This is a genomic window from Marilutibacter maris, assembly GCF_006546735.2.
GTDB lineage: Bacteria > Pseudomonadota > Gammaproteobacteria > Xanthomonadales > Xanthomonadaceae > Marilutibacter > Marilutibacter maris.
The window spans coordinates 1-6,077 of the sequence record NZ_VICD02000198.1 but is presented as its reverse complement, the minus strand read 5'-3'; the positions used below and the strand labels follow the sequence as shown (position 1 = coordinate 6,077).

General features: G+C 69.4%; 6 protein-coding genes. 3 read left to right on the top strand and 3 right to left on the bottom strand.

Going from position 1 to position 6,077, the window contains the following annotated elements:
* Together FKV24_RS11375 and FKV24_RS11370 are read left to right on the top strand one after the other, a co-directional pair.
* On the top strand, positions 1 to 285 hold a 285-nt coding region (locus tag FKV24_RS11375; RefSeq protein ID WP_141482469.1), incomplete at its 5' end, for a murein hydrolase activator EnvC family protein.
* Positions 286 to 410: 125 nt separating this feature from the next.
* The gene (locus tag FKV24_RS11370; protein ID WP_141482468.1) at positions 411 to 1,769 is read left to right on the top strand and encodes a S41 family peptidase; all 1,359 of its coding nucleotides are present in this window, start codon (positions 411 to 413) and stop codon (positions 1,767 to 1,769) included.
* 121 nt (positions 1,770 to 1,890) lie between these two features.
* Here FKV24_RS11370 and FKV24_RS11365 read toward each other — a convergent pair whose 3' ends face one another.
* Positions 1,891 to 2,214, bottom strand: coding sequence for a DUF1820 family protein (locus FKV24_RS11365; protein WP_141482467.1), 324 nt, complete (start codon positions 2,212 to 2,214; stop codon positions 1,891 to 1,893).
* A gap of 72 nt (positions 2,215 to 2,286) precedes the next feature.
* Positions 2,287 to 2,958, bottom strand: coding sequence for a rhomboid family intramembrane serine protease (locus tag FKV24_RS11360; RefSeq protein WP_111267738.1), 672 nt, complete (start codon positions 2,956 to 2,958; stop codon positions 2,287 to 2,289).
* 304 nt (positions 2,959 to 3,262) lie between these two features.
* On the opposite strand from FKV24_RS11360, the gene FKV24_RS11355 reads away from it, so the two are divergent.
* Positions 3,263 to 4,621 carry an OmpP1/FadL family transporter gene (locus FKV24_RS11355; protein ID WP_170288287.1) on the top strand — a complete coding sequence of 453 codons (1,359 nt, stop codon included), beginning with the start codon at positions 3,263 to 3,265 and terminating at the stop codon, positions 4,619 to 4,621.
* A gap of 75 nt (positions 4,622 to 4,696) precedes the next feature.
* Here the strand turns inward: FKV24_RS11355 and putA are convergent.
* The coding region (gene putA, locus FKV24_RS11350) for a bifunctional proline dehydrogenase/L-glutamate gamma-semialdehyde dehydrogenase PutA (RefSeq protein ID WP_141482466.1) at positions 4,697 to 6,077 on the bottom strand (1,381 nt) is incomplete at its 5' end.

The window sequence follows — 6,077 nt, the reverse complement described above, 5'->3', positions numbered from 1 at the left end:
GCGGCCAATGCCGGCACCGCGGTCAAGGCGGTCGCCGACGGCCAGGTCGTCTACGCCGAGTGGATGACCGGCTACGGCCTGTTGCTGATCATCGATCACGGCAACGGCTACATGAGCCTGTACGCCCACAACGACGCCCTGCTCAAGGACGCCGGCGACAGCGTCAAGCGCGGCGATGCGGTCGCCAGCGTCGGCAGTTCCGGCGGACACGGCCGTCCGGCGCTGTATTTCGAGCTGCGCCGCAACGGCCAGCCGGTCAATCCGAACGTCTGGCTGCGACGCTGAACCGTGCATTCATCGCGTCATGGGGTTAACGAAAGCTTCCGTCGCCACCGCCTAACGTGTTCATATTCAAAGGGCCGTCGCCGGCTGAGGTGACACCCGACTGGAAACGCCCCGGAGGGCCGTGCATGAAATCCCGTTTCCCCGTCCTGTTGACCGCACTGCTGCTGGCCCTGCATGGCCTGAACGGCGCGATCGCCCAGGAGGCCCCCGCCGTGCCGCAGACCGATGCGCCGGCACAGGACGCCCAGCCCGAGCCCGACGCCGGCAAGGCGGACGACAGGAAAGTGCCGCTCGACGAGATCCGCCGCTACGTCGCCGTCTATAGCGCGATCAAGCAGGCCTACGTCGAGCCGGTCGACGATGGCGACCTGATGCAGTCGGCGATCCGCGGCCTGCTGTTCGACCTCGACCCGCACAGCGTCTACTTCGAAAAGAGCCAGGCCGAGGAATTCGACGAGCAGTCGCGGGGCGCCTACGAGGGCATCGGCGTGGAGCTGCAGCGCCAGCCCAACGGGACCTTGAAGGTGGTCGCGCCGATCGACGACACCCCGGCCGCGCGCGCCGGCCTGCAGTCCGGCGACCTGATCACCGCGATCGACGGCAAGGGCTTCAAGCCCGACGAGGGCGACACCTCGGCGCCGTTGCGCGGTCCGGCCGGCTCCTCGCTGACCCTGACCGTGGTCCGCGAGGGGCGCGACAAGCCGTTCGACGTATCGCTGACCCGCGAGGTGATCCGGATCACCAGCGTGCGCGCCAAGATGCTCGAACCCGGCTACGGCTACGTGCGCATCAGCGCCTTCCAGGCCGACACCGCCGCCGATTTCGAGAAGCAGATCGCGGTGCTGAAGGAACAGGCCGGCGGCCGCCTGCGCGGGCTGCTCATCGACCTGCGCAGCAATCCCGGCGGTTTGTTGACATCGGCCGTGCAGATCGCCGACGACCTGCTGGAGAAGGGCGTGATCGTCAGCACCCGCGGCCGCCTGGCGATCAGCGACGCCGAGTTCTCGGCGACCCCGGGCGACCGCCTCGACGGCGCGCCGGTGGTGTTGCTGGTCGATGCCGGTTCGGCCAGCGCCTCGGAGGTGCTGGCCGGCGCGCTGCGCGACAACGATCGCGCCCGCATCGTCGGCAGCCGCACCTTCGGCAAGGGTTCGGTGCAGACCGTGATGCCGCTGGACAACGGCGATTCGGTCAAGCTGACCACCGCGCGCTACTACACGCCCAGCGGGCGCTCGATCCAGGCTTCCGGCATCGCCCCCGACGTGCTGCTGCACCCCAGCGAGGACGCGGCCAACGGCGGCCGCGCCAGCTACGTCGAGTCCAGCCTGCGCGGCCACCTGGCCGGCAGCGAGGAAGAAGGCGAGGACCCGGCCGGCGAGGAGCAGACCGGCGAAGTGCTGGCCGGCGAAGCGCATATCGCCTCGGCGCTGGCCGAGCTGAAGAAACTGGCGACGACGGTCGCGGGCGCCACGCCCGCGCAGTGAGCGCGGCGATCGTCGTCGCGGCTCGGCCGGTCGCGAGAGAGGGGTGGGCCGGCCGACGGTCCCGGTGATCGCGGGAGATGGTCGCAGGCGTCGCGACAAAGTCGACGCCCGCGGCGATGCCTCAGCGAGGCGGCTTGGCCGGCATCGGGAACGGCGTGACCACCTTCTCGCCGGTGGCGGCATCGCGGATCGCCGACTGGCTTTTGCGTTCGACTTCCTCGATCCGCACGATGCTCTGGATCGGCAGGTGCAGGGCGCGGGTATTGCCGAACTCGTTGCGCAGACGCTCCTCGGTCGGGTCGATGACCACCCCGTCGCCGAGATCGAAGACCAGCTCGCGGATTTCGGTGAAGCCCCACAGCGCACCGGATGCGACCTGCCGGGCATACAGCTCGTAGACCTTGCCGGCGTTGAGGAAGGTGACCTTGTAGAGCGTCTTGGACATGGGGACGGACCGGGAGCGTTCACCCCTACGATGGGGCTGCGCCGGCGCCTTCTCAAGCGTCGGCGGCCGGGGTCAGTAGCCGCTGCGCTGGCGCATCCGGCGGGCGATGCCGGCCCGGGTCGCCAGCGCGAACGCGCCGCCGAAGGCGAAGCCGGCCAGGTGCGCCGACCAGGCGACCGCGCCGAACGCCGGTCCGAACCAGGTGAACAGGATCTGCAGCAGCGCCCAGATGCCGATCAGCAACGAGGCCGGCACGCGCAGGAACTGCAGGTACAGGCCCAGCGGCAGCACCACCCCGAGCTTGGCGTGCGGGAACAGCGCCAGGTAGGCGCCGATCAGCGCCGAGACCGCGCCGCTGGCGCCGATGATCAGGCCGTCGGGGGTGCCGATCGTGATCACCGCCGCCAGGTTGGCGATCGCGCCGCCGAGCAGGAACACCAGCAGCAGCCGCCACGGCCCCATGCTGCGCTCGGCCGGCAGTCCGAAGATCAACAGGAACACCAGGTTGCCGAGCAGGTGCGCCCAGTCCGCGTGCAGGAACAGCGCGGTGACCAGGCGCTGCCAGTCCGCCGCGGACGAGGAGGTCAGCCCGCCCGACAGCGCCCCCCATTCCATCAGCAGGCGTTGCTGCTCGCCGGCCGGCAGCAGCGCCACCCAGGCGAAGCACAGCCACAGCGCCGCGAACAGCAGGGGCGTGGCCCAGCGCATCGGCGCTTTCTTGCGGGACGGGACGGCGATGAACATCGGGTGGGCGGAATCGGGTCCGTTCGTGGAGGGGAAGGCCCCGGGATGGGACGCAGTGCAGGGTGGCCATGACCTGTGGGACTGGGGCGCAGGCCCCGTCCCGGACGATAAGGCATCCGTGCCGGCCGATGTGGATCCCGATGCCGAAACGCCAAGTTGGGTTGTTAGCATCGGGTTAATTCGCACGCTATAGTGCATACGGCGTCGTATGTCGGGAGGGGTTTCCGGCACGCCCGGCACAGGGATACCGGTGCCGCGCAAACGACCCGGAAGACCAAATAACACTCCAATGGAGACGACACGCATGCAACACGCACACCGCATCACGCGCCTGTCGGCGCTCGCGCTGGGCATTACCGGCGCGCTGGCCTTCGGCCAGGTCCACGCTTCGGGCTTCCAGCTGAAGGAAAACAGCGTCAAGTCGATGGGCAGCGCATTCGCCGGCGCCGGTGTCCGCAACGACGACGCCTCGGTGGTCACCAACAACCCGGCGACCATGACCCAGTTCGAGGGCACCACCATTCAGGGCGATTTGACCGTCATCGACCTGAACTACGAAGCCGACGACGTGCACGGCTACGACGTGCTCGGCCAGCCGCTGAGCGGCGGCAACGGCGGCCAGGCCGGCGATGTCGCCCCGGTGCCGGCGGTTTCGATCGTGCACAAGTTCGACAACGGCACCGCGATCGGTGCGATGGTCAGCGCGCCGTTCGGTCTGAAGACCGAGTACGACCGCGACTGGGTCGGCCGCTACTACGCCGCCACCTCCGACGTGCAGATCGTCGACCTGACCCTGTCCGGCGCGATCGACCTCAACGACCGCTTCTCGGTCGGTGCCGGCCTGATCTTCTCCAGCGCCGACGTGACCCTGTCCAAGGGCGTCGACTTCGGCACCGCGCTGTTCGGCAACCCGGCCACCCGTCCGCTGCCGTTCGCGCGTCCGCAGGCCGCCGACGGCTTCGCCGAGGTGCAGGGCGACGACGTCGGCTTCGGCTGGCTGCTGGGCTTCAACCTGCGTCCGACCGACAAGCTGACCATCGGCCTGTCGCATCGCTCCGAGATCGATTTCGAGCTCGACGGCGACGTCGACTGGACCGTGCCGGCCAACGTCCGCGCGGTGTTCGATTCCAACCCGATGACTGCCGCGCTGTTCAACGACGGCGGCGCGGGCGCCAAGCTGACCACCCCGTCGGTGACCACCCTCGACGTGCGCTATCAGTTCACCGATGCGTTCTCGATGGCCGCCAGCTACGTGGAGACCGATTGGAGCTCGCTGCGCGAGGTCCGCATCGAATTCGACGGTCCGGACCCCGACTCGGTCGAGGAGTTCCGCTGGGGCGACACCAGCTTCGCCTCGATCGGCGCCGACTACAAGCTCAACGAGAGCTGGACCGTGCGCGCGGGCTTCGCCTACGACGAGACCCCGACCACGTTCGCGCACCGCACCCCGCGCCTGCCGGACGAGGACCGTCGCTGGTACTCGCTGGGCGCGACCTGGAACGTCAGCGAGGCGCTGGAGGTGAACTTCGCCTACACCTACCTCGATCCGGACACCCCGAACATCGGCATCATCACCCCGCCGCAGGCGGGTGGTCAGCGCCTGTTCGGCTCGTTCGACGGCGATGCGCACCTGTTCGGTGTTTCGGGCCAGTACCGCTTCTGATCGCGGTCGACGCCTGGCAACAGCCACAAAAAACCCCGCCTCGGCGGGGTTTTTTGTGGGTCCGGGAAGCGCGCCTCAGTCGCTCAGCGTCAACAGCGAGGCGTTGCCGCCGGCCGCGGTGGTGTTGACGGTGATGGTCTTCTCGGTGGTGAAGCGCGGCAGGTAGTGCGGGCCGCCGGCCTTGGGGCCGGTGCCGGACAGGTTCTGGCCGCCGAACGGCTGCACGCCGACCACCGCGCCAATCTGGTTGCGGTTGACGTAGCAGTTGCCGACCTTGACCTTGGCGGCGATCTTCTCGACGGTCTCGTCGATGCGCGAGTGGATGCCCAGGGTCAGGCCATAGCCGGTGGCGTTGATTGCGGCGATCACCGCATCGAGCTGGCTGGCCTTCCAGCGGATCACGTGCAGCACCGGGCCGAACACCTCGCGCTGCAGCTGGTCCAGCGACTTCAGCTCGTAGGCGCGCGGGGCGAAGAAGCATCCGTGCGCGGCATCGTCGTCGAGAGCGGCCTCGGCGATCAGGGTCGCCTCCTTGTCCATGCGCGCGGCGTGATCGACCAGGATCTGGCGCGCGTCCTCGTCGATCACCGGGCCGACGTCGGTGGACAGCTGGCCCGGATCGCCGACCTTGAGCTCGGCCATCGCCCCGGCCAGCATGCCGATCACCTTGTCGGCGATGTCCTCCTGCACGAACAGCACGCGTGCGGCCGAGCAGCGCTGGCCGGCCGAGGTGAAGGCCGAACCGATCGCGTCCTTGACCAGTTGTTCCGGCAGCGACGACGAGTCGGCGATCAACGCGTTCTGGCCGCCGGTTTCGGCGATCAGCACGCCGATCGCCGCGTCGCGCGCGGCCAGCGCGCGGTTGATCGCGCGCGCGGTCTCGGTGGAGCCGGTGAAGGCGACGCCCGCCACGCGCGGGTCGCGGGTCAGCGCGGCACCGACGGTGGCGCCGTCGCCGGGCAGGAACTGCAGCACCGCTTCCGGCACGCCGGCCTCGTGCAGCAGCTTGACCGCGTAGTAGCCGATCAGGTTGGTCTGCTCCGCGGGTTTGGCGATCACGCTGTTGCCGGCGGCCAGCGCCGCGGCGACCTGGCCGGTGAAGATCGCCAGCGGGAAGTTCCACGGGCTGATGCAGACGAACACGCCGCGGCCGGACAGCTGCAGGGTGTTGCTCTCGCCGGTCGGGCCGGGCAGCGCCTCGGGGGTGAACAGCTTGCGCGCCTGGCCGGCGTAGTAACGCAGGAAGTCGACCGCCTCGCGAACCTCGGCGACGCCGTCGGGGATGCTCTTGCCGGCCTCGCGGGTGCACAGGGCGATGTACTGCGGCATCCGCTGTTCCAGCAGGTCGGCGGCGTGTTCGAGGATCGCGGCGCGACCGGCCGCCGGGGTCTCGTTCCAGCCGTCGTGCGCGGCGACGGCGTTGTCCAGCGCCCGCTCGACGGTGGCGCTGTCGGCG